We start from the raw sequence: 21,997 nt of genomic DNA on the forward strand, positions 1-21,997 counted from the left end.
CGCCTGAAGATGACGACATGGAAACGAGTTGCGGGCATCACCCTGGCGGCATCCGCCGCCGCCGCCGCACTGCTGGGGGGCGCTGCCGTATACATCGGCGTATATGACGTCAGTGCCACAAGCCAGCATACGGCGTTCGTCTACCACCTGCTTGAAACGTCATTGCGGCGTTCCGTCAAGCTGCGCACCTCCGGCATGGAGGTGCCCGCCCTTGACGACCGGGATCGCATCATCAATGGCTTCAGGCACTTTCGTGCGCAGTGTGTGCAGTGCCATGGCGCTCCGGGCGTCGCGCCCCAGCCTTTCGCGCTGGGTCTGACGCCCGCACCCGCGTCGCTGGTCGACGCCGCCCGGCACTGGCCGGCCGCCGAGGTTTACTGGATCGTCCGGAATGGCATCAAGATGAGCGGCATGCCCGCCTGGCAGTACCGCCTGAGCGACGACGAGATATGGGATGTCGTGGCGTTCATGAAGGTCTTGCCGGCATTGTCGCCAGCGGACTATGCGATGTGGAGCGATGAGCACGCGCCCTTGCCTGCAAGGGACGAAACACCGCCGGCATCCGCCCCGGAACCGCGCCTGGGCGACGCCGCGGCCGGCCGAAAGGCGCTGCAACAATACGTGTGCGTCACATGCCATGCGATCCCGGGCATCGTCGGCGCGAACAAGCACGTCGGGCCGCCGTTGGCCGGCATTGCGGACAGGCAGTACATTGCCGGCGTGCTTCCCAATACGCCCGCCAACATGCTGCGCTGGCTGCGCGATCCGACGAAGGTGGATCCATTGTCGGCGATGCCCGATCTGGGCGTGAGCGAACAGGATGCGCAGGATATTGCCGCATTCCTGTATACGCTCCGCGATGGGGAATGACGGGCCGGCTCGCGGTTCCGGAGGCGGATGGGCAGTATCCGCAGCGCCCCGACCGGTATTATCATGGGCTGTTGCCGAGGGTTTCAGGCTTCGCCGCAGCGCCGGGCCGCCGGGTCGCCGGATCGCCGGATCGCCGGATCGCCGGATCGCCGGGTCGCGCGCATAACAGGAGTTCCCCATCATGAAACTGGTCGAACCCATACTCGAGTGGCAGGACGAGATCATCGCCATTCGCCGCGATATCCATGCGCATCCCGAGCTCGCCTATCAAGAGGTCCGCAGCTCCGATCTGGTAGCCGGGCAGCTGGAGTCATGGGGCGTGGAAGTGCATCGCGGCCTGGGCATCACGGGGCTGGTGGGTGTCATACGGGGCAAAACGGACAGCGGAAGGTCCATCGGCTTGCGCGCCGACATGGACGCCCTGCCCATACAGGAACTCAACACGTTCGAGCATGCCAGCAAGCACCCTGGAAAAATGCATGCCTGCGGCCACGACGGCCACACGGCCATGTTGCTGGCCGCATCGCGCTACCTTGCGCAGCACCGCGATTTCGACGGCACGGTGTATGTCATATTCCAACCGGCCGAAGAGGGGCGGCTGGGCGCCAAGAAGATGATCGAAGACGGCTTGTTCACGCGGTTTCCCGCCGAGGCGGTTTTCGGCATGCACAACTGGCCCGGAATGGAAGTGGGGCGCTTCGGCGTCTGCGCGGGGCCCATCATGGCATCGAGCAATTACTTTACGATATCCATCATGGGCAAGGGGGCGCATGCCGCCATGCCTCACCTGGGTTGCGATCCCATCATGGCGGCCACCCATCTGGCCCAGGCGCTGCAAACCATTGTGACCCGCAATCGCAATCCTTATGATCCGGCCGTGCTCAGCGTTACCCAGATCCATGCCGGCTCGGCGGACAATGCCATTCCGGACAGGGCCGAGCTGCGCGGGACGGTGCGCGCTTTCACGCGCGAGACGGTCGACCTGATCGACAAGCGCATCGGCGAACTGGCGGAGCGGATCAGCGAGGGGTTTGGCTGCACGGCCGACTTCGTCTTCGACCGCAAGTATCCGCCCACCTACAACCATCCCCGTGAAACCGCCTTCAGCGTCCAGGTCCTTGAAGGACTTGTGGGCGCCGCCAATGTCGACGCCGCTGTACAGCCGTCGATGGCGGGCGAGGATTTCGCCCTGATGCTGCAGGAGCGGCCGGGCTGCTATATATGGATAGGCAACGGACAGGGCGATCATCGCATGCCGGGCCATGGCGAAGGCCCCTGCATGCTGCACAACCCCGCCTACGACTTCAACGACCATCTGATTCCCCTGGGCGCCAGCTATTGGATAAGGCTCGCCCAGGCCTGGCTGTCGCAGCCTTATAACGATAAGTAATGGAAAAATAATTATTTAGTCGTTCTTGTTCGAGTCCATTCTGTTTACGCTATCTGATAGCCATGGGTATCTGGCTTCCGGCTTGTTTCGCTGAAATATCCGTATCGGAAGGGCTCTTATGTCCAAAATCTATGTGATCCACGAAAACTCGGCATGGGTCGAGCCTCTCAGGGCCGCATTTGCGGAACAGGGGCTGCCCTACGAAGAGTGGTTCCTGGACGAAGGCGCGCTGGATCTTGCCCAAGCGCCGCCGCAAGGGGTGTTCTACAACCGGATGAGTGCGTCGTCGCACACCCGGAATCACCGCTATGCGCCGGAATACACGGCTGCGGTGCTGGCCTGGCTGGAATCGCATGGGCGGCGCGTCATCAACAACGGCCGCGCCTTGCAGCTGGAAATCAGCAAGGTGGCGCAATATGCCGCGCTGTCCAATTACGGCATACGCACGCCTCGCAGCATCGCGGCCGTGGGCAAGCGCCATATCGTCGAGGCGGCGGGCACGATGCCCGGCTCGTTCATCACCAAGCACAACCGCGCGGGCAAAGGCCTGGGCGTGCGGCTGTTCCATAGCGTCAAGGCGCTGGAAGACTACGTCAGCGGCGAGGCCTTCGAGCCGTCCATCGACGGCATCACCCTTATACAGGAATACATCCGGGCGCCGGAGCCCTACATCACGCGCGTGGAATTCGTGGGCGGCAGGTTCCTGTATGCGGTGCGTGTGGATACGTCGCTGGGCTTCGAGCTTTGCCCGGCCGATGTCTGCCAGGCGGGCGATGCGTTCTGCCCGGTAGGCCAAGAGGCGCCGGCGGCGCCCGCTCCCCGCTTCCAGATCGTTCAGGGTTTCGACAACCCCATCATCGAGCGCTACCAGCGCTTCATCGCGGCCAATGGCATAGGGATTTCGGGCATCGAATTCATCACCGACGAAAACGGCCAGATCTACACCTATGACGTCAATACCAACACCAACTACAACAGCGACGCCGAAGCGGCGGCCGGGTTGTATGGGATGCAGGCTATTGCCCGATACCTGGGAGAGGAGCTCCGTGGCCTGCGCGCCGGGCAAGCCCGGCCCGAACCCGCACTCGACACAGCCTGACACGTTCCGATAATGTCAGGTTGACGTCACCCCTCTCCTGGCTGGCGGGGGGGGGCTGCCAGCCAGTGTTTTCATCGGTTGCGGTGTGTCGGCCGGGCTCACGCGGGCCGCAGCGTGGGGCGGTCGGATGGCACTTCCAGATCCAGGCCCCAGTCGCCGAACTCGTACCAGTCCTCGCCCATGGATTCCGACGGGTGCTGGGTGCGGCTGGAACCGTTGCCGCACAGCATGGAATCGGCGGGGCAGTATTTATCGCAGCCCCAGCAGATACGCTCGGGATGCTTGGGATTCAGCGGAAATTTCTTGGCCATGTTCGGGCCTCAATGCGAATTGAGTTCTAAGGGTATACCCGAGTATCCTACTCGGGTATACCCCGGAAAAACATGACGGATATCAAGGAATCGCTTATTGCGCTGACGCCGGGTTGCGTTGCTGTATGAGTGTTAACGCACGTCTTCGGCTGCATCCGCTATGTTTATAAGGTCCGATAGATCGCGCGTAGAGGGTTGATGGCGTTTGTTCTGAAGTGATTCCTGTTCGTCCAAGGCAAGGTTTTCAATTATAGCGAGCAGTGTTTTACGAGTTGTCTGGATGGCAGACTCAGACACACCATTTACAGCTATGTTGTTTACTTCTTCTGCAATCGGAACCAGAACTTTTTTCAAGGCACGCCCTTTGGGCGTTAAATAAATATGGATATTTTTATTATTGTTCGGAAGCTTGCGTCGAGAAATATATCCCAGCTTCTCCATTGCGCGAAGCGCCGAATGTGTGGTGGGATCCATCAAGCCAGCCTCTTCGCTTAGCTGGCGCTGGGTCAATCCATCGTTCTCCCAAAGTATACGCAGGAAAGTCCAATGGCCGAACGATACGGAGTGTTCCATAAGGCGCATCTGAAGGGCTCGCGACACTCCTCGCATGGCATCTTTGATTAGATGGGCAAGGCGGTCGTTGGGCACAGCTTCACGCCAATGGCGCAGTACCGCATGAGATGATCCATATTGGGCTTCAAACTTTGATTTAGGCATGGAAGCGCTGTTCGATTAGAGATGATCGAACGGTTATACCACCACTTATGCTTAGATTGCATTGATCTGGTGCAAAAGTGGGATTTCTCGATTTTCGCGGCTGGATTGCAATATTGCCAAGCAAATTTCCAAGTTGGCTGTGCCCCATTCTCCAGAGTGTATGGGCTTTTTTCCTTCGATAACGGCAGCGTAGAGTTCGTCGATGACCTCGCTTCTTGGTACTGTCGGGTCTTCAAGTGGATCGAAGCGTACGCCTTCGTCATCATATATTGCTATTCCGCGAGGCCCCGGACGCAGGTCGGCACGGTCGCAAGAGGCAATTAGAAGGCCGAAATGCTCATGGTGCACCCTTGGAGCATTGCTGGAAGATGCCAAGTTGGGTTGTATGTAGTTCGGCCCACCGTAGCCTCGATCTCGCTTCAAAGCATCTTCTTCGCCAGGAGCCATGCTGTTCAATAGCCGTCTGGCGGCACCGTAGTTGCGCTGATCTTTACGTTTCCCCGTCTCGCCGACCCAGCCGCAAAACTCATCGCTATCAAAATGAGCGTTGCCGCTGTAGACCATCGATGCAGCGGCTCCATCTTCAAACGTGAGCAGCGCCGAATAGGCTGATTCGGCCGCCCGCTGAGGATCCCAGATTCCAGAATAGGCCCGGACGCTTGCCGCCCGTCCTCCGGCGATAGTTCGTACCACGTCTATTTGATGCGAGCCTTGGCTGAATATCACTCCGCCGCCTAGCTGTGTTTGCAGTTCTTCGCGACGACGAGGACGATAAAGGAAGTCGGTGTAATTCAATGCCGAGATCATTCGCAACCGTCCGAAGGCACCGCTTTGAATCAGTTGCCGGGTTCGTCGAACGGGCGTATCGAAACCATGGCTATGTCCGACGATCAAGCATACGCCAGCTGCGTTTGCCGCGTCGGTCATTGCACGGCAATCATCCAGGGTCAATGCCATCGGTTTCTCGACTAGCATGTGTCTACCATACCGAGCCGCTATCTGAACCTGCTCGCGATGAAATTGGTGTGGGGAGGCAATATAGACAGCATCGACATCGGCATCGGCGCAAAGCGCCTCAAACGACTCATATGAGTACGCACCGAAATCCCGCACAAAGCGTTGGCGAGCCTCGGCACGCGGGTCCATGCCCGCTACTACATGAATATCGGGATGCAAGGCCAAGGTGGGCTGCATTACAAGAAACCCGCGGCCCATCCCTGCGATGCCGAGCTTCAGCTTACGCCGGGGCTCTTCCGTCCTCGTGGAGGCGGCCGCATGCGACGGGAAATCGGCGCTCACTAGCGTGCTCCAGTTACGGTATCCAGCAAGGCCCCGACGTCTTCGGGTACCGTGTCGCCGCGCCAGCAGATATGCTGATCGGGACGTATGAGCGCTTTACCCACACCATACATTTCCAGAGCTTGGCTATTGTCGATATGCAGCACTTTTAGCGGTATGCCGCGTGCCTTTGCCGCCCGCTTCAAAGCATCCACATCAAACCCCACGTTGTTCAGGCAAAGCAGCGTAAAGCCTACTCCCAAGTGATCGTATAGCGAACTCCCTTCTTCTCGGCCCTTATCCAGCCAGAAGTGCGGGGCGCGGCCGCCTGGAACGCTGGTTGGTACATAATTGGCCAAGTCGTCATCGGGTGCTTGCCCATCTTGAACAATGATGGGCGAGCTGTCGTAGCGTGCGCCTAACTGCACACCCAGTGAGGCATATTCTTCGCCGAATGTGGACAGGAAAGCTCCTGTTTCAACTCGTGCATGAGCACCTTCCGGACTGTCCTTATCCAGTTCCGGCGGTATCGGCACTAAACCGACATTTCTTGCCAGTTCGCGTGCTGCCGCCGTGTTACGCTGTGCGATCGGCTTGCGCTCCAGCTCGTAGGAGGCAAGCAGATTTTTGCCTCCCCATTCTTGAACGGCTGCCGCAAGCTTCCAGGCAAGATTGGCTGCATCATCGACGCCCGTATTCATCCCGAAGCCGCCTGTTGGCGTAAACAGATGCACGGCATCGCCCGCCAATAGGATACGGCCTTGCGCGAATTTTTCAGCGACAAGTGCAACGCCAGCGGTCCATTTTGCATGTGCAAGCACTTGAACGGGAAGATCGGCCCCGGTGCATTGCCGCAATATCGCGACAATGGCGGCTTCGTCGATGTTTGAGCCGGGCGTTTCGTCGCGGGACCACAATAAGAACTCATCGTCGCCATTCAATGGAACCAAGGCTGTGCGCAGTGTTGGATTGACAATCCAGTATTGCCAGGCTCGCTTGCCATGCAGATGGTCGCGGTAGAGCGTGGGCGCGCGCAAATAGGTTGATACCATACGCCCTCCAAAAAATGCCTGGCGCAGATTTTCAAAACCTTCATAGGAGACTCCCAGTACGCCTCGCACAAAGCTGCGTCCTCCGTCGCAACCGGCAAGGTAGGATGCTTTCCAGGTTGATTGCGCTTCTGTGGAGACGTCGATTGCATCAAGGCGGACTCCATCGCATTCTTCTTGCACTCCTATGACCTTCATGCCGAACTTCAGTGTTATGCGAGGCCTTTTGGCTGCCTCCTCCAGGAGGACCTGTTCTACATACATCTGGTTGGCTCGATGTATCGGTTCGGGGACTTGATCCAGTGGACTCGATGCGGCTACGCTTAGCCGCTTTTCGGTTTCGGAAGGCATGGGTAGCCTTGCCAGCTCCCATTCGTTGAAGCGTGTAAAGTATGCGACATCGGTAGGATGATCCATGGGTAGCCCAAGATTCCGTATGCGTTTGGCGAAACCCAGGCGGCGGTAATGTTCCATGGTGCGCGAGTTATGAGTGCTCCCCTTGGGGTGCATGCGCGCCGATGATTCCGTATTGAAGACTGTGCTGTTGACCCCGTGCCGGTCAAGAAACATTGCCAGCAGCAGACCCACGGGTCCGCCGCCGACAATTGCCACGGAAGTTCTTTGTGCGTGATCCGCAGGACTGTTCAAACCGTTGCTCCGTCAGATGTTGATATGGATTTTTGGATATTCCGGCCCATGCTCTTGCTGTAGTGGGCCGGCCCTGCTGGCTAGTTCGGGTCGACGCCAGACAGCTTGACCGCCGCCTCGTATTTTCTGAGGTTTTCACGGATGTTTTTTGCATACTCTTCAGGCGTGCTCCAGACGGGAATCGATCCTAGGATTTCAAAACGATCGCGCATTTCCTTTGTATCAAGGGCCTTTTCGATGGCCTTGGATAATTTGTCCAGAATTTCCGGCGGGGTGCCTGCCGGAGCGAGTACCCCCACTTCGGAGGGGAAGTCGTATCCAGGAAATAATTCGGATAGGGTCGGCACATTCGGTGTTCCTGGAAATCGCTTCGCCGATGTAACGGCCAATAGATTGACTTGCCCCGTTGTCGCATAAGGGCCGACGGTGGGCAGTGCAGTCATCAGAACAGGGACTTGACCGGCAAGAAGGGCCGGAACGGATTGACCGGATCCTTTGTATGGAATGTGCGTCAAATTGATACTTGCTTCGGACTTGAACACCTCCATGGCGATCTGATGGATGCTTCCCACGCCGGACGATCCATAGTTAATGGAACCGGGTTCTTTCTTGGCCTGGGAGATTAGGTCCTGAATTGTCTTGAGCGAGGTTGTCTTTGCATTCGCGGCGATGAACATGGGCGTTACCCCAGCCAGGCTGATGGGTGCAAAGTCCTTCACAGAATCGTATCCGACCGACTTGAACAGATAAGGCGCGATAGCCAGCTGTCCTATATCCGCAACCAGTAATGTGTATCCATCGGGGGAGGAGTTCGCAAGTTGCCTGGTCGCAAGCGTGCCGCCAGCGCCAGGGCGGTTGTCGATAACGAACGATTGACCCAGCAGGCTGCCCAGCTTCTCGCCAAGTGTGCGGGCAATGATGTCAGGAGTTCCGCCCGGTGCGTAGCCTACAAGAACCTTAACAGGCCGATTGGGATAGTCGGGAACTGCATACGCACAGCCCGCGAACGTGGCCAAGCTTAGCAGGCCTACTGCGATATTCTTTGAAAAAGTTAACATTTTCTCTCCTTTGGGATGATGGTGTTGCCCGCTCTATCGAAAGAAGGCGGTTATCTACTGCTTGTTATTTCTTATGTTTCCGTTGCTGCGTTACTAATACTTTATAAGCGGCTTCCTCCATTGGATTCGGATGTCTGTGGCGTGGAAAAAATCGGGGGCGTGATTTCAAATATCCAGGACAAGTTCTGGCGAGCATGCCCGGGACACGCAGCTTATGATCCGATCGTGTTGCTCGCTTTCAGACAATACGAAATCGCGGTGATCGGCTTCGCCTTCCAGCAAGCCCACCTGACAAGATCCACAGCTGCCACTCTCGCAAGAACTGGCGATGTGAACTCCCGCATTGCGTAAGGTCTGTAGCAGGGTGTCCTGGGCCGGCACGGTAAGTTTCATTCCAGACTTGGCCAAGCGCACGGTGAATGCCTGATCATCAGGCCGAGGTTTGGGTTTGAGCGCGCAAAAATCCTCAAAGTGCACGCTTGACGAAGGCCAATGTCCTGCCATATCGCGTACGGCTTGCATAAGCGGGCTCGGCCCGCAGCAATATAAATGGGTGCGATCCGGCTTTTCCAGCATGGGCCACAAGTCCAGGCGGCGATCGGGCTTGCCTTCGTCGTGGTGAATGACGACCTTCCCTTTGAACTCCGGTTTTTCCCAATCTTCCATGAATGAAGTTTCTTGCAAAGAACGCGTGCAGTAATAGAGCTTGAATGATTTGCTTCCTGCGGCAGACAAGGCCAGCAGCATTGAGCGTATTGGTGTAATGCCAATTCCGCCGGCGATGAACAGGTATCGGGCGGCGTCCGGAACGAGCGGGAAAGCGTTTCGCGGTTCGGAGGCGAGTATGGTGTCGCCTACTTTCAGGGTGTCGACCATACTCTTCGAGCCTCCCCGTCCAGCGGCATCCCGCTTTACGGCTATGACATAGCGATTACGCTCGGTTGGCGCATTGCACAGCGAGTATTGACGCAACAACTCATTCGGGGTCTCCACGAATATATGAGAGCCCGCAAGGAAGATGGGGAGCTCGCCGCCGTCCGGCCGCTGCAACTGAAAGCTCATGGTATCGTTCGCAATCTTGTTGGCGGCGGTAACAAGCAGCGGCATATTTGCGATTTGTTTTGCTTCAGACATGATGATTTCTCTGTTTGAAACCCGGGGGGACGGGTTCCAGGCTATCGACAGGCGTTTTTCTCGCTAGACCTTATGGCGCTCAAGTGTTCCAGGTGCGAAGAGCTCTTCTATCTTGAGAAGCCGCTCTGCTGTGCCATGCTTGTGCGCATACTGCACGACTGCGCTCAATGCCTTCTGGTTTTCGGCCACTCCGTATGGCCAGTAGTCGGCTCCCATCTGGGATCGAGTTTGCTCCATCCAGGGGCCGAGCCAGGGGAAGGTAATAGGCAATGCGGCAATGTTCTCCAGCGCTGCTACCGCTATTTCCTTGGCCTTGATGAATGCTGTGTAGACTGAGTTCGCCAGCCAGGGATGAGCATGCACCAGCTCTCGCCGGATACCGATGACATGCATTATGGGAAATATCCCTGTGCGCGCGAAATACTCGGCCTCGGCGGCTTGGTAATCCGGAAATAGCCTTTTAACCATGGGCACGCCTTCATTGAAGCAACGGGGAGGGCGCATTGCGATCAGAGCGTCCAGCTTCCCCTCTCGCAGCCAGGAGTCCAGAGTTGCATCTGATGAAATGGAGGAGACTTGTATAGCGGGCGGCAGATTGAGTGCGAGCTTTTCCACACGGCCGGGTTGTTCGAGTCCGCCCTGGAACCATTCGAAATCCCACGGCTCCACGCCGTAATCCTGGGACAGGAGTGCGCGTGCCCACAAGGCTGCGGTAATTTGGTATTCGGGAACTCCTACGCGTTTCCCCTTGAGGTCTACCGGGGAGTCGATGCCGCGATCTGTGCGTATATAAATAGCCGAATGGCGGAAGGTGCGAGAAATGAAAACCGGTATCGCAACGTAGGGCATTTCTACGCCGCGGCTAAGGTTTAGAATATATGAACTGAGCGACAGTTCGCAGACATCGAACTCTTGGTTCCGGTATGCGCGGAAGAAAAGCTCCTCCGGCTCCATGGTCATGAAGTTCAGGTCGCAGCCTTCAATAAGAACGCGGCCATCACATATCGCTTGAACGCGATCATAATCACCGCAGGCCAGGGTGATGGGCAATTTTTTCACGGCTTTCTCCTGCATAGGTCAATGCACAAGCAAGTTTTTTTATAAAGTAAGGTCGACGCGGATGGATCATGTCTGCATCGAGCCCGGCTTTGCCTTATGTGGCGCTTTCGGTTTCCTTGCTGCGATTGAGGGGCAAGCCCGTGATCAGCGTGCGCCAATCCGTTTCCTTTTCGGCGATTCCTTCGTAGGAACGGATATCTGCGAACGGGGTGCTGCGGCCAATCGTGCCGATTGCGGGTTTGCCTTCCAGGATGCCTTGTGCCGCTTCGACCATGATTCGGCGGAACTCGACGATGGCGATATCGCTCGCGCCTAGCCTGTCGTCGGATCGGTTAGCGATTCTCCCCATGGTTTCCCACATTGCAATATCCTGATTGGGTATGCCACGAAGACCGGTGAAGTCGCCTAGCTTCATCGCCTTGCGATCCTGAAGATAATCGTTGTCGCGTGAGCGTACACGGTGAAACTTCTCATCCAGGTCTATTCCCACCTGAGCTCCGCAGAACTTGCGCCAGCTTTCCTGGTCGATGCCAATGCCTGGCGTCGTATCGTCGCTCCAGGCTATGAAGTACAGGAAGGTATTGATGTCATCGATCGGGACCGTATACTGGATGAGGCTGTACTGGCTATTTGGCGGAATTTGTACGGTAATGGGCGCGATGAAGTTGGTCACCCGTAAATAGTTGTGCGTATCGGCGTTTGTGATTGGACGCCGAATGGCAACATAGCTCATCCCGTAATCGGTATGCTGGACCTGGATGCGTGGCGATTTGTCCGTTGAGGGACGAGTCATGTATGCATCGGTCATCCCCGCATTTGTTACGCGGGCCGGTCGGATATCGGTGGAGTGCAAGCTAGAGCTGTGAGCTGAATCTATGGCTCCTTCCAACACCTGGGCCCAATTGCATCCCACATGCACCTTGACGATGCTTACTTTGGCTTTTGAGCCATTGGCGAAACCTGGGCGTTCAAATTCGGGCATGGCGTCAGGCGGCCCCATATATACCCATACCAATCCGTTGGCTTCGCGCACGGGGTAGGATTTATGTTTGACCTTTTCCGCCAGCGCACTGCCGTCGGGCTCGGAGGGCATATCGACCACATTGCCGTCCACGTCCATCTTCCAGCCATGATAGAGGCACCGTAGTCCACATTCCTCGTTACGGCCATACACCAGAGAGGCGCGCCGGTGCGGGCAGAACTCGTCGAGTAGTCCGACACGGCCATCGCTATCCCGGAACGCAACCAGGTTTTCGCCCAGTATGCGTACTCGTACGGGATTGCCGTCAGCCTCGGGTACCTCTTCCACCAAACAGGCTGGTAGCCAATGGCGCCTCATTATCTGCCCCATCGCCGCGTCGCCTTCGACTCGGCACAGCAGTTCATTTTCTTCGTGGGTCAACACCGTACTTTCTCCTTGCCCTTGCTATGTTGCATGACGCCGATTCTGCGGATCAGGTCTCCACAGATAAATCATCAGCTGTACATATAATTAGATATCTAAGTATAATATTAGTGATCTAATTATTTTCCGTCAAGCATGATTTGAAACTCAATGACTGGGACGGCTTCTATCGCTCAAAGGAGACATGTATGCGCTACATCAGTTTTATTCACGAAGGTCAGGCTGTATTGGGTATCAGGGAGGGGAAGAAGATTCATATACTCGGCAATGAATTGCTTGATTCCTTGCTTGCAAGAGGAGCGGACCTGGCGGAGTACGGACGAAATCAGCCTTATGCGGCTACGCTGGATGAGGCACAGGTAAAGGAATTCCTTCCGCCCCTGGTTCGACCTCCCAAGATCTTCTGCGTAGGCTTGAACTATGCGGACCATACCAAGGAGAGTGATTACGAACAGCCCGACTATCCCACGATTTTTCCGCGCTACCACAGCAGTCTGGTTGCTCATCAAGAACCCATTGTTCGGCCACTGGCCTCGGATTCACTGGACTTCGAGGGGGAAATGGCAGTGGTTCTTACCGGTGGTGGACGGCATATTGCCAAAGAGGATGCTCTGCGATGGGTGGCGGGTTACTCGGTATTCAACGATGGATCGGTAAGGGAGTATCAATTCAAATCGCCGCAATGGACGATAGGCAAGAATTTTGACAATACGGGCGCCTTTGGTCCGGACCTGGTCACGGCTGACGAGCTACCTCCAGGAGGGCGTGGATTGATATTGGAGACTCGCCTGAATGGCGTGGTGGTACAAAGTGCTTCAACCGACGACATGCTGTTCGATGTAGCCACGCTTATTTCCATTCTCAGCGAAGCCATTTCTCTTGAGGCGGGCGATGTCATTGTTACCGGAACACCATCGGGCATAGGCTGGGCTCGGGATCCCCGATTGTTGATGCGCGAAGGCGACATCTGCGAGGTGTCGATCTCACAAATAGGCACCTTGCGGAACTCAATCGAGAACGAGCGATAAGGGAGCGGATTCCTATTGAGATTCCTATTGAGTATCCCAGCAAGGAGAGGAGCAGATTATGAGTTCCATAAACAATAGCGCCGGCTTGGCTGATGTCAGCGTACATTCAATCGATCGGTTTGTCCTGACTGTGCCCGACTTGAAGGCCGCGGTGCATTTTTATACGGCCTTCGGTCTCGATGTGTCGAATGAAGGCGGCAAGCTGATCATCAAGGCAGCAGATGGCCATGCCTGGGGCATGGTCGAGCAAGGCCGGCGCAAAGCGCTAAAGTACCTGAGTTTCAACTGCTTCGAAGCCGACCTGCCTTTGCTTCGCAAACAATTGAAAACGGCGGGTGCACGCGACGCGGAGTCTCTGGATTTAACCGGTTCGACTGATTACTGGTTTTATGACCCTGACGGCAATTTGCTGCATGTACAGGCCGGACCTAAAACATCTCCCGATACCAAGGCCCCCAATCCATGCGTAAACATCGCTGCGAATGAGCGGGGGGCGCCAAGGCGCGGAGATATGGCAAAGGTGCGGCCTCGCCGACTGTCTCACGTCTTGCTGTTTTCGTCCGATGTTTCTCGCAGTATCGATTTTTATTGTCGAGGACTCGGATTGCGGCTTTCCGATAGGTCGCAAGATATAGTGGCATTTCTGCATGCACCTCATGGTTGTGATCACCATTTGGTTGCGTTCGCCAAGAGCTCGGTGCGCGGTTGGCATCATTCTTCCTGGGATGTCGATGGCGTTGACGAGGTGGGGTTGGGAGCGGAGCAAATGGCGATAGCAGGTTACACAGAAGGATGGGGAACGGGACGTCATGTGCTCGGGTCGAATTACTTCCATTATGTGCGCGACCCGTGGGGTTCGTTCGCGGAGTACTCGGCTCACATAGACTATATAGAAGCTGGTTATCAATGGGCGGGGCGTGATCATCCGCCTGAGAACTCCCTTTACCTATGGGGACCGAAAGTTCCTTCCTACTTCATCGAAAACTCTGAAGTGGAACGGTAATATCAGGAGGGGTACGCGCAATAGCGAAACGGGAGCGTGGCATTTTTTCTAACGCCTTTTCATTGTGATGCCTTTGACGCTGCTCCGGTTTTCGATGCCTCTGCCGGAGGCGCCGACAGGCTGCCCAGCACCTGGGCGGCCTGTCTTGCCAAGGCGCGCTGGGCGCATGGACGCCGAGCGCATAGATGAACATGGCGGAAGGCCGGCCAAGGGCTAGCTTCATGAAGCCCCACACATGAAATCAGCGGCGCCGGCGATCATGGCGGTCATGGCCGCGCCCCTTGCCCCGGTCGTATGAAGGCCGGTTCTGCCCGCTGTTCCAGTTTCGTCCGCGGCGTTTGTCGCGGTCTTCCGTCAGGACATTGCCGAGCACGCCGCCCGCGGCCGCGCCGCCCAGGGTGTAAAGGGGATCGCCGCCGGAGAACACGGCGCCGGTGGCGGCGCCCAGCCCCGCGCCCAGCAGCGTATTGCTGGATTTTCGGTCGTGAGTGGCGCAGCCGGCCGCGGCCAGCGACATCAGGCCTATGGCGGCGATGCGTACGATAGTGCGTTGCAGTGTCATGGCGTACTCCTGTCTGTTGTTGACGAAGCCAGAGTAGCCATGCGTTTTCATGCAAACAAGGGCCAGGCGGGCGTTTGCAGCCCATTGAAATATCTACCGTCCCGCCGGGCGGTTTTGTAATGGTTTTGTGTCAAATGCGCGGCCCTCACGCAACGCGGGGCGGAATGATCCGCCCCGCTAAGGTATTGCCAACCCGCCGGCCGATGGCAGCCGGCGGGCCTGCCGTTCCAGCCTATTCCAGCTTGATGCCGGCCTCCTTCACGACCTTGGCCCAGTTGGCCACCTGCGTCTTCAGCCAGCCGCCGAACTCGTCCGGCGTCATCTGGATGGGCTGGGCGCCCAGTGTTTCAAGTTTCGCCTGCACGTCGGGCATCTGGATGATCTTGGCCATTTCGGCGTTCAGCTTGTCCACGATGGGCTTGGGTGTTCCCGCGGGAGCGAGTACGCCTTGCCAACTGCCCGTGACGAAGCCCGGGATCATCTCGCTGACGGTGGGCACGTCCGGAAGCTGGGGCAGCCGCTTCTCGCTGGTGACGGCCAGCAGCCTGATCTTGCCGCTCTTGACGTGGGGGTAGGTGGCGACCATGCCATTGGTGGTGGCGTCGACCTGGCCGCCGATCAGGTCGGTCAGTGCTTGCGCGCCGCCCTTGTAAGGAATGTAGCCCCATTCGACGCCGGTTTTCTGGGCGAACAGGACGCCGGCCATATGCGGTGCGCTGCCCATGCCGGCCGCGGCGGCGAAGTTCATCGCGCCCTTCTTTTCCTTGGCATAGGCGACGAGCTCTTCCTGGGTCTTGACCGGCAGGGAGTTCGTGGTCACCAGCAGGTGAGGCGAATAGGCCAGCATGGAAACCGGTGCCAGGTCTTTAATGGGATCGAACGGCATATTGGGGTAGACACTGGGGCTGATGCTCAGGTTGCCCAGGTCCAGCAGCAGCAAGGTGTAGCCGTCGGGCTGCGACCGCACGACATAGTCCGCGCCTATATTGCCGTTGGCGCCGGCACGATTTTCCACCACGACGGTTTGTCCCAGTGCCTGGCCCAGCTTGTCGCCCACCAGCCGGCCCAGCACATCCGAGGTGCCGCCCGCGGGGAAGGGCACGATCAGCTTGATGGGCTTGTCGGGATAATTGGCGGCATCGGATTGGGCCAGCGCGGGCGCGCCGGCTACGGCGATGCAGCAGGCCGCGATTGCTGTTTTGACGAATGTCTTCATGAAATCTCCTCGGCGGCGCTTGTGGCGCCACATGCTTTGGTTGGTGATCGAATTTTTATTACGCGGGGATTATCATAGCTACTTGTCAGTTGTCGGACAAGAAGAATTATCGATTTTTACCGGATATTTTTTCTTTTCCTGCTTTTTATGATGAATCGGGCGGGGCCCCGGCCGTTTCGGACGCGCGCTTGAGCCGGTCGCGGCTGTTGCTCAGATGCCGGTGCATGGCGGAACGAGCGCCCTCGGCGTCCTTGTCGGCGATCGCCTGGAAAATGGCCTGATGTTCCAGGTCCACTTTTTTCAGGTAGGCGTTTCGCGCGGCGGAATCGCTCTTGTACATGCCGATGCGCGAGCGCGGAATGGCCATCATGCCCAGATAAGCGAACAATTCGATGAAATAGCGGTTGTTGGTGGCCTGGGCGATTTCCTGATGGAAGCTGAAGTCGGCGTCGACGCCATCCTCTTGTGTATCCACGACCCGGCCCATTTGTTCCAGAGCCTGGCGCAGGCGTGCCAACTGAGCCGGGCTGCGGCGTTCGGCCGCCAGCGCCGCCGCCTCGGACTCCAGGCTGGTGCGCAGTTCGAGCAGGCTGATGACTTCCTTGACGGTGTCCAGCTCGCCGGGATCGATGCGAAACGGTGCTGTGGATGAGGCATCCAGGACGAATACGCCGACGCCCTGGCGGGCTGATGCCAGACCGGCGCTTTTGAGGCTGGAAACGGCCTCGCGCACCACGGTCCGGCTCACGCCATAGGAAGCGACCATGTCATGTTCGCTGGGCAGCTTGTCGCCGGGCTTCAGGTCGCCGCGGGCGATGCGGTCGCTCAAGTCCTTGGCCAACTGCGCAGCCAGGCTTTTGGGCCGCTGTAGAGAGAGGGAGGGACGGATCAATGAGGCCATGGCCGCGCGAAAAGAATGCTCGATGGCCCATTATAGCTGTCCGCTTGTATGATGACAGGCTGAAGCGGCCCGCCAGTGTCCGCCCGCATGCGGGCACGCTTCTTTCCCGATACGCATCCTTCATCGCAGTAAATACGGTCAACATTTCATTCTGGAGTATTTATCGTGCCTATCATTGAATCGATTGACGTTTGTGCTGTTGCAGTGCCGCTGGACCGTGTCACTTCCTTCTCCAACCGTACGGTCAGCACACGCTACTACGGATTGGTCAAGATCCGGTCCAGAGAAGGAATCGAAGGCATCGGCTTTTGTTATATCGGCAGCGCCGGCGGGCCCGTTTTCACGGCGGCCGTCGAGCACCTGCTTGGCGGCGTCCTGATCGGAAAAGACTCCCATGGCGTGGAAGGCCTATGGCAGTCCATGTACCAGGAGGCGTTGCTGCAAGGCCGTCAGGGTACGGTCATGCGGGCCATCAGCGCGCTGGACACGGCCATCTGGGACATGAATTCAAAGGCGGCCGGCCTGCCGCTGCATAAGTATCTTGGCGCGGTGGAGCTGGAAAGCGTGCCGGCCTATGCCAGCGGCGGGTACTACCTGGACGGAAAGACGCCCGAGAAGCTGGGCGAGGAAATGGCCGGCTATGTGGCGCTGGGCTTCAAGGCCGTTAAGATGAAAACCGGGCGCCACTCGCCCAAAGAGGAAGAGGCGCGCCTGAAGGCTGCGCGTGATGCGGTCGGCCCCGATGTAGAGCTGATGATGGATTGCAATAACGCCTGGCAGGATGTGACCCAGGCCATGCAGTACATTCGCCGTTTCGAACAATATGAACCCTACTTCATCGAAGAGCCCTTCGGCCCCGACGATGTGGACAGCCATGCCAAGCTGGCGCGGCTGACGCACCTGCCTATCGCCACCGCCGAAATCGGCTATGGCCGGTGGTATCACAAGGAGTTGCTGGACAAGCAGGCGGCATCCATTCTTCAGACCGATGCCGCGGTGTGCGGCGGAATCACCGAATGGAAGCGCATTGCCGCCACGGCGGCCAGCTATGGCGTGGTGGTCTGCCCGCACTGGTTCCACGACTTGCACGCGCCACTGGTGGCTGCCACGCCCAATGCGCGTTACGTGGAGTTCTTCTGGGACGACCAGGTGCTGAACTTCCGGCGCCTGGTCGACCGGCAGCTTGCGCAGAAGGACGGCCGGGTCATCCTGCATCAAGAGCCGGGGCTGGGTTTTGGCTTTGATGAGAAGGCTGTGGGCCTCTACGGGGCTTGGTCTACCGTGCGCTAGGGCTCGTCGGCGCTGGAAAGGAAGCCGAATCGGCTGGTAATGGGCAGGCAGGCTAGGCGCGGGAGTGTAGCGGCGATGAGTGTGCCAGTAAAAGCGCAAGCGTCTTTTCCGTTTCGCCGGCTGCTTGCGTGATGGCGCCGGCGTTCCACGCCGCCACCTTGCCCGCAACCCGTTCGACCCGATTCAGCCTGTCCACGGGCAGGCCTGTTTCCAGCAGCTCATCCGTTTGCACGGCCATTACGATGGCGTCCACATGCTTGTTCATCAGCAAGGCCGTGCAGCGCGCGAACAGGCCTTGCGCCGCCATGGGAACGGCATGGCCCGATGGATCTTCGGTAAGGGCATGGCTGGCCACATAGCAGGCCAAGCCTCGGTCCGCCCAATATCGCTGGCGCGCGCGGGCGACGCGCAGCGCGTCATCTCCGCCTGCGACCGCTTCGATGGGGATGCGCCCATCGCCAGGCACCAGCCGCGCCATCAAGGCCGGCAGGCTGTCCAAAGAACTTTGACTCGCGCCCAGCAGCGGCGACGAGTTGACCTCGTTGATGACGGCCCCATTCTCGTGCCAGGGATGGGTGATGTCCGGTGAAATGATGTCCACGCCGGCGATGTCCAGCCCGAAAAGCTCGGCCGCCTGTATGGCGATGGCCGCGTTGTCCGGATGCAGCGTCGTTGAGAAGTCTTCATCCACTCCGCCCCAATCGGTGGATTCGATGCGGCGCAACGGAGCCCATGCGCCCGGCGCAAGAATGCTGTCCAGGGTCAAGCCGGCGCGGTCCAGTTCCTGGCGCGCCAGGTCGTCGGCGGGGTAGGGCGGCGGCCTGTTCCAGGCGGGCAGGGCCATGCGCCGGGCATTGGCGACCTGTATGCGCTCGGCGATGGTGCTGCGTCCATCGCCCTCGACTCCAATAGGATGGCGCCTTACGGCATACAGCACCCGGCCCCGCACGACCAGCAAGCGGTGACAGGTGCCCGGCACCATGCGTTCGACCAGCACCTGCTTGGAGAAGCGCGACGCATGTTGAAAAGCGGCGCGCAGTGATTCCTCCGACTCCACGCCCACCGTCACGCCCTCGCCCCGGTCGCGGTCCGCGGGCTTGACGACCACGGGCCAGCCGATGGCCGCGGCGGCCTGCATCGCCTGGCCTTCTTCGGCTAGCAGCGTGTGTGTGGGGGCGGGCAGGCCGAACTGCCGCAGCCATTCGGCAGCCACGTACTTGTGCTGGGCCGCGTCCACGCCCAGCGAGGAATCGGACTCCGATTTGCTGTGCCTGACCCTGTGGGAATGGCGGCCCCAGCCCAGCTGGAACAGGCCATTGCCCAGATGGCGCCAGGGCATGTCCAGCTCATGCGCGGTGCGTAATAGATGAATGGACGATTTTCCCAGGGGGAGCGCTTGCCGCAAGGGCTGGAGAACCTGGCTTTCCACTTCGGCATACAGCCGCTCGGGCTCGGCAAAGCTGGCCGGATCGCCCGCCAAGCCCAGAATCAGCGCGGTCGCCGCGTTATAGACGGCATGCAGGGATGGGGCCGGCATATGGTCCAGCTGCGGCACGGCTACCGTAAACAGCCAGGCGCCCGGCATGGACTCGTCGGGCATGCGGGACAGAACGCGGCCGGGCTCGAAAACAGGCAGGCGGGCGGCGCGCTGGAGTTCCGCCGCAAGCTGCAGGATGCGCCATATCGTTTCCGCCGCATCGTCTGTCGAGCCGCCGCTGCCGGAGCGCGGCTGGATGGGAAGGCCAAGCTTCGCGCTCAGCCAGTGGTCGACCGGCGTCCAGTCGGCTCCGGCGGGGCAGTGGGCAAGCCGTATGGTCAGGGCTTGATCGGGCTGGCTCAGTCCGTGATGGAATCCAGCCGGGCTCGAGCCGCTTGCCATTGGGTCAGAACGCCACGCGCAGCTTGGCCGAAGCCGTTTGGTTGGTGAAGCCGCTGCGGCCTTCGATGTCGTAGCGCATGCTTATTTCCACGCCCGATTGTGTCGTGGCGACCAGGCCGAGCCCGGCGCGGGCCAGCCATGGCGTGGCGTCCCGGCCGGTCGTGGTAAAGGCCGGGCCGCCGCCCGCGAACGACGAGACGATGTTGCGCCGCTTGGCCAGGGCGTCGTAGCCCACGCCGGCGTCGGCGCGCAGGCCGATGGAGTCGTTGATCTCGTGCATCAGCTTGCCGCCGGCCATGAAGACCAGCGCATCCGTGTCGCGCGCATCGACCTTCAGATTCAGCGCATCCGCGCCTTTCTCGGTATAGCCGCGATCGCGTATCCATGTATAGTCGGCGCGGACATAGGGGGCGATCTTGGTCTGTTCGCCGACACTGTAGTTGCGCGTGAGCCCGGCGCCCAGGTGGGCGCTCCAGCTGTCGTAGCTGGCCGTGGCCTGCCGGCTGATTTCACCGAATTCGATATTGCGCCGCCCATCGGTCCGATGCTGGCCCACGTCGGCCTGCCAGTTGATCTCGCTGCGCTCGTCCAGCGCATGGCTGCCATAGCCGATCAACTGATAGCTGTCCACTTTGCCGCGATTGCGCGCGATGGACGAGTTGCCGGTGATGTCGGTATGGCTGTAGGCGAAGGCCGCGCCCAGGTTCGTGGTGGCGGAAACATCGGCGTCGCCGCCCACGACCATGCCGTAGGTATCCGCCGAGAAGCCCGCTATGCCGCCGCGGTCATTCTGGTCGGCGCGGCTGCCGAAGGCCTTGGCCCACACGCGCTTGCCGCCGGCGAACTCATCGCCGGAAGACATGCCGCGATTGCTGTCCTGGCGTGCCTGGATGATGCGCCCGGTGCCGGCCATCGTATTCTGCACGGCCGTGGTCTGGCTGTTGTTGAGCGTGGGCGCCGTCTGGCTGACGGCGTTGGACACTTCCTGGTCCGTGCCCAGTTTGCCCAGCGCATCGATTACGGATTGCATGTCCGCGTTGCCGGCGCCCTGGGCGATGATGGAGTCGAAGGCCTGGGCCGCGCCCAGGGCGGCGGGATTGCCGGTGGCGCTGACGATCTGGGCGATCTGCTTGGCTTGCGTGATCTTGAAATCGATATGCCCGTCTTCGCCCGTGGTGGCGATGCTGGTGAAATCGAACAACGCGCTGTTGTCGCCGACGCTGGAGAAGTTTCCGTTAAGGGAATAGCCGTGGTCCACATAAACGACTTTTTTCAGCGTCTGCCCTTCGGCCAGCGTGTTGACCGCCATAACGTCCACATAGGCATTGCCTGCAATGTCGGCGCCGCGTAGGGCCCGAAGCTGGCTGTATCCGCCGGCATCGGCGCTTTTGGCGGCGATGCGCAGTGTGCCGGTGGCGGTTTGATTGAAGGTGCCCACAACACCGGATGAACCCCCCAGGGCCGCCCCCGAATACAGGGGCAGGTCGATAATGCCTGCGTTGTTGACGGCGCTGTCTTGGCCAGTGTGCAGCATGCCCGTAAGCCGCCCCGTTGCCAGGTTATTGACGATGCCCGATCCATTGTCGATGAACAGGGAATAGCCTTCGCCGCCTTCCAGGGCCGCGCCGGAAATGGTCCCGGTGTTGTTGATGGTGCCTGAAAAACTCGATATTTCTATGCCGGCGGCGATTCTATCCTCGCCGGCGGAGGCCGAGTTGTTCAACACAGCCTGGATCGTGCCGTGGTTGTTGATCGTGCCGGATGAGCTAAGGGAGTATATGCCTGCGCTGTGGCCGCTGGAGGCATTGATGGTGGCGGTGATGACACCGCTGCTTTCGTTGGTCACGATGGCATCTTCGCCTATTGTGTCCAGGTAGACGCCCGCTACTACGCTGCTGATATCTTCACCGGCGGTCCCGGTGGAATTGATGCTGCCCTGATTGATCAGATGCCCTATGAACGCGCCACCGGCCGTAATGGCTGAGCCGGGGCTTGTGTTGGGCCCCACGCTTAACACCACCCCCGGATTGACAGTCGTATTGCCTTCCTCTGCTATGTTACAGACCGTAGGTCTGCTCTGGTTGATAACCCCATCTTCAC

Annotated in this window: 19 protein-coding genes; 6 read left to right on the top strand and 13 right to left on the bottom strand. The window is 59.0% G+C overall.

The features are described 5' to 3' along the window. Positions 1 to 9: 9 nt before the first annotated feature. The 3 genes from OEG81_RS03495 to OEG81_RS03505 all read left to right on the top strand — a co-directional run bounded on the left by OEG81_RS03495 (position 10) and on the right by OEG81_RS03505 (position 3,359). Positions 10 to 870 carry a c-type cytochrome gene (locus tag OEG81_RS03495; RefSeq protein WP_264131346.1) on the top strand — a complete coding sequence of 287 codons (861 nt, stop codon included), beginning with the start codon at positions 10 to 12 and terminating at the stop codon, positions 868 to 870. A 181-nt stretch (positions 871 to 1,051) separates the two neighbouring features. Beyond that, positions 1,052 to 2,260, top strand: coding sequence for a M20 aminoacylase family protein (locus tag OEG81_RS03500; RefSeq protein ID WP_264131347.1), 1,209 nt, complete (start codon positions 1,052 to 1,054; stop codon positions 2,258 to 2,260). A 118-nt stretch (positions 2,261 to 2,378) separates the two neighbouring features. Beyond that, positions 2,379 to 3,359, top strand: a complete 981-nt coding sequence (locus OEG81_RS03505; protein WP_264131348.1) for an ATP-grasp domain-containing protein — start codon at positions 2,379 to 2,381, stop codon at positions 3,357 to 3,359. 98 nt (positions 3,360 to 3,457) lie between these two features. Here the strand turns inward: OEG81_RS03505 and OEG81_RS03510 are convergent, their stop codons facing one another. From OEG81_RS03510 to OEG81_RS03545, 8 genes are all read right to left on the bottom strand, one after another. Further along, positions 3,458 to 3,670 carry a DUF3079 domain-containing protein gene (locus OEG81_RS03510; RefSeq protein WP_264131349.1) on the bottom strand — a complete coding sequence of 71 codons (213 nt, stop codon included), beginning with the start codon at positions 3,668 to 3,670 and terminating at the stop codon, positions 3,458 to 3,460. Positions 3,671 to 3,802: 132 nt separating this feature from the next. Further along, positions 3,803 to 4,387, bottom strand: coding sequence for a MarR family winged helix-turn-helix transcriptional regulator (locus tag OEG81_RS03515; RefSeq protein ID WP_264131350.1), 585 nt, complete (start codon positions 4,385 to 4,387; stop codon positions 3,803 to 3,805). Positions 4,388 to 4,438: 51 nt separating this feature from the next. Continuing rightward, positions 4,439 to 5,623, bottom strand: coding sequence for a Gfo/Idh/MocA family oxidoreductase (locus OEG81_RS03520; protein ID WP_264132687.1), 1,185 nt, complete (start codon positions 5,621 to 5,623; stop codon positions 4,439 to 4,441). 62 nt (positions 5,624 to 5,685) lie between these two features. Continuing rightward, positions 5,686 to 7,362 carry an FAD-dependent monooxygenase gene (locus OEG81_RS03525; RefSeq protein WP_264131351.1) on the bottom strand — a complete coding sequence of 559 codons (1,677 nt, stop codon included), beginning with the start codon at positions 7,360 to 7,362 and terminating at the stop codon, positions 5,686 to 5,688. Between the two features lie 80 nt (positions 7,363 to 7,442). Next, positions 7,443 to 8,420 carry a Bug family tripartite tricarboxylate transporter substrate binding protein gene (locus tag OEG81_RS03530; protein ID WP_264131352.1) on the bottom strand — a complete coding sequence of 326 codons (978 nt, stop codon included), beginning with the start codon at positions 8,418 to 8,420 and terminating at the stop codon, positions 7,443 to 7,445. 165 nt (positions 8,421 to 8,585) lie between these two features. After that, complete coding sequence (locus OEG81_RS03535; protein WP_264131353.1) at positions 8,586 to 9,554, bottom strand: PDR/VanB family oxidoreductase; 969 nt, start codon at positions 9,552 to 9,554, stop codon at positions 8,586 to 8,588. Between the two features lie 63 nt (positions 9,555 to 9,617). Then, positions 9,618 to 10,613, bottom strand: coding sequence for an ABC transporter substrate-binding protein (locus OEG81_RS03540; protein ID WP_264131354.1), 996 nt, complete (start codon positions 10,611 to 10,613; stop codon positions 9,618 to 9,620). A 94-nt stretch (positions 10,614 to 10,707) separates the two neighbouring features. Then, positions 10,708 to 12,018: a Rieske 2Fe-2S domain-containing protein gene (locus tag OEG81_RS03545; protein WP_264131355.1), complete on the bottom strand. Its 1,311-nt coding sequence runs from the start codon at positions 12,016 to 12,018 to the stop codon at positions 10,708 to 10,710. A 188-nt stretch (positions 12,019 to 12,206) separates the two neighbouring features. Between OEG81_RS03545 and OEG81_RS03550 the strand changes: the two genes are divergently transcribed. Beyond that, positions 12,207 to 13,046: a fumarylacetoacetate hydrolase family protein gene (locus OEG81_RS03550; RefSeq protein ID WP_264131356.1), complete on the top strand. Its 840-nt coding sequence runs from the start codon at positions 12,207 to 12,209 to the stop codon at positions 13,044 to 13,046. 58 nt (positions 13,047 to 13,104) lie between these two features. Beyond that, a complete protein-coding gene (locus OEG81_RS03555) occupies positions 13,105 to 14,049 on the top strand; it encodes a VOC family protein (RefSeq protein WP_264131357.1) in 945 nt (314 codons plus the stop codon). A 241-nt stretch (positions 14,050 to 14,290) separates the two neighbouring features. On the opposite strand, the gene OEG81_RS03560 is transcribed toward OEG81_RS03555, so the two are convergent. The 3 genes from OEG81_RS03560 to OEG81_RS03570 all read right to left on the bottom strand — a co-directional run bounded on the left by OEG81_RS03560 (position 14,291) and on the right by OEG81_RS03570 (position 16,728). Continuing rightward, a complete protein-coding gene (locus tag OEG81_RS03560) occupies positions 14,291 to 14,611 on the bottom strand; it encodes a glycine zipper domain-containing protein (protein ID WP_264131358.1) in 321 nt (106 codons plus the stop codon). Positions 14,612 to 14,843: 232 nt separating this feature from the next. Beyond that, positions 14,844 to 15,827, bottom strand: coding sequence for a Bug family tripartite tricarboxylate transporter substrate binding protein (locus OEG81_RS03565; protein ID WP_264131359.1), 984 nt, complete (start codon positions 15,825 to 15,827; stop codon positions 14,844 to 14,846). Positions 15,828 to 15,972: 145 nt separating this feature from the next. Beyond that, positions 15,973 to 16,728, bottom strand: coding sequence for a FadR/GntR family transcriptional regulator (locus OEG81_RS03570; RefSeq protein WP_264131360.1), 756 nt, complete (start codon positions 16,726 to 16,728; stop codon positions 15,973 to 15,975). A gap of 165 nt (positions 16,729 to 16,893) precedes the next feature. On the opposite strand from OEG81_RS03570, the gene OEG81_RS03575 reads away from it, so the two are divergent. Next, a complete protein-coding gene (locus tag OEG81_RS03575; RefSeq protein WP_264131361.1) occupies positions 16,894 to 18,018 on the top strand; it encodes a mandelate racemase/muconate lactonizing enzyme family protein in 1,125 nt (374 codons plus the stop codon). Between the two features lie 52 nt (positions 18,019 to 18,070). On the opposite strand, the gene OEG81_RS03580 is transcribed toward OEG81_RS03575, so the two are convergent. Both OEG81_RS03580 and OEG81_RS03585 read right to left on the bottom strand, forming a co-directional pair. Continuing rightward, positions 18,071 to 19,897: a hypothetical protein gene (locus OEG81_RS03580; protein WP_264131362.1), complete on the bottom strand. Its 1,827-nt coding sequence runs from the start codon at positions 19,895 to 19,897 to the stop codon at positions 18,071 to 18,073. A gap of 4 nt (positions 19,898 to 19,901) precedes the next feature. Beyond that, the gene (locus OEG81_RS03585; RefSeq protein WP_264131363.1) at positions 19,902 to 21,905 is read right to left on the bottom strand and encodes an autotransporter outer membrane beta-barrel domain-containing protein; all 2,004 of its coding nucleotides are present in this window, start codon (positions 21,903 to 21,905) and stop codon (positions 19,902 to 19,904) included. Positions 21,906 to 21,997 lie beyond the last annotated feature (92 nt).

It is taken from the genome of Pollutimonas sp. M17 (assembly GCF_025836975.1).
Lineage (GTDB): Bacteria > Pseudomonadota > Gammaproteobacteria > Burkholderiales > Burkholderiaceae_B.

Coding starts and splice junctions, on each gene's coding strand:
- OEG81_RS03530 (WP_264131352.1), bottom strand. CDS start 8,420: ATGTTAACTTTTTCAAAGAATATCGCAGTAGGCCTGCTAAGCTTGGCC.
- OEG81_RS03550 (WP_264131356.1), top strand. CDS start 12,207: ATGCGCTACATCAGTTTTATTCACGAAGGTCAGGCTGTATTGGGTATC.
- OEG81_RS03555 (WP_264131357.1), top strand. CDS start 13,105: ATGAGTTCCATAAACAATAGCGCCGGCTTGGCTGATGTCAGCGTACAT.
- OEG81_RS03495 (WP_264131346.1), top strand. CDS start 10: ATGACGACATGGAAACGAGTTGCGGGCATCACCCTGGCGGCATCCGCC.
- OEG81_RS03510 (WP_264131349.1), bottom strand. CDS start 3,670: ATGGCCAAGAAATTTCCGCTGAATCCCAAGCATCCCGAGCGTATCTGC.
- OEG81_RS03505 (WP_264131348.1), top strand. CDS start 2,379: ATGTCCAAAATCTATGTGATCCACGAAAACTCGGCATGGGTCGAGCCT.
- OEG81_RS03580 (WP_264131362.1), bottom strand. CDS start 19,897: ATGGCAAGCGGCTCGAGCCCGGCTGGATTCCATCACGGACTGAGCCAG.
- OEG81_RS03565 (WP_264131359.1), bottom strand. CDS start 15,827: ATGAAGACATTCGTCAAAACAGCAATCGCGGCCTGCTGCATCGCCGTA.
- OEG81_RS03570 (WP_264131360.1), bottom strand. CDS start 16,728: ATGGCCTCATTGATCCGTCCCTCCCTCTCTCTACAGCGGCCCAAAAGC.
- OEG81_RS03500 (WP_264131347.1), top strand. CDS start 1,052: ATGAAACTGGTCGAACCCATACTCGAGTGGCAGGACGAGATCATCGCC.
- OEG81_RS03515 (WP_264131350.1), bottom strand. CDS start 4,387: ATGCCTAAATCAAAGTTTGAAGCCCAATATGGATCATCTCATGCGGTA.
- OEG81_RS03560 (WP_264131358.1), bottom strand. CDS start 14,611: ATGACACTGCAACGCACTATCGTACGCATCGCCGCCATAGGCCTGATG.
- OEG81_RS03535 (WP_264131353.1), bottom strand. CDS start 9,554: ATGTCTGAAGCAAAACAAATCGCAAATATGCCGCTGCTTGTTACCGCC.